A 1,024-nucleotide genomic window follows, 5' to 3' on the forward strand; every position below is an offset into this window, starting at 1 on the left:
TAGGGGGGGGGGGGGCCCCGCCCCGGGGGCCCGCCCCTCACAGGGTCTGCGACGCTCCGCGCCGCAGGGGTGCGGGCCAGGTCGCCATCCCGGCCCGCTGACAGGGGCTCTAGGGGATCTCGTAGGCCACCGGCGGGTAGATCGCCTCATCGTCCTGGAGGCTGAACGCGTCCTCGAACAACGCCGGTTCACGATCCCCGATCAGCTCCGCCGCCTCCGCCGCCGTGCACTCCGTCAGCGACGCCCACCGCAGACGCCACGCCTGGATCACATACGCCGGGCCCTCCACGCTCCGGGAGGGGGAGCGCAGATACATCACGCCGTACGACAGCCGCTGCGCCAGCCCGCAAGCCAGCAGGAACGCCGTGTTCTCGAAGTACCGCTCCTCCGCACCGATCAGATCGTCGGCGGTGCCCTCACCTTCGACAGTCAGCGGCAGCGTCGCCGACAGCGGCCGCTCCATACTGTCCACCGTGACCCCGAGCCGCACCACGTGCTCACCCCGAGCCAGCCGCGCCATGACACGGGCCAAAATCACGTACGCCTCTTTCCGGGCCTCATCGAAAACATCGAGAGAAACCGGCGGCAGCTGCACCATGATGGAACACCCTTCGTTTCACAGGAGAATTGACCCCTGGCGAAGTTGCCGCCCCGCCAGGAATTCCATTTTATTTCGACGCCCTCATCCATGGAATAGGGCGGTGCATTATGCCGAGAAAACCAGCCATTCTTACGCCGCGATAAGAGTGCGGAGAGTCACCGCCCCAGGGGCGCTGCCTCGCATTCGCCCTAGTCTTGAGTGGGAGTATGGGGCGAGCCCAGAAAGTATCCCTGTCTAGAATCTGACGCATTTTCGCGGTGGAGTGGAGTCGGAGTTCCATCCCAGAATCTAGCCCATCGTCAGTTTTGACGCACAGCATGGAAGTGACAGCCCGTCACTTCCATGCGACGGGCTCACCATTCAGCCACCCCTCCCTTCGCTGCTGCGTTTCCGCCCGGATCGCGGTGCGATCGGGGCCCCAAC

At 65.2% G+C, this 1,024-nt stretch carries 1 protein-coding gene; it reads right to left on the reverse strand.

Annotated elements, in window-relative coordinates; translation table 11 throughout:
- Positions 1–109: 109 nt before the first annotated feature.
- Positions 110–598, reverse strand: coding sequence for a hypothetical protein (locus tag ABT085_RS46585; protein WP_351623332.1), 489 nt, complete (start codon positions 596–598; stop codon positions 110–112).
- Between the last annotated feature and the right edge of the window lie 426 nt (positions 599–1,024).

This window comes from Streptomyces sp. NPDC002265 (assembly GCF_040296125.1).
GTDB lineage: Bacteria > Actinomycetota > Actinomycetes > Streptomycetales > Streptomycetaceae > Streptomyces.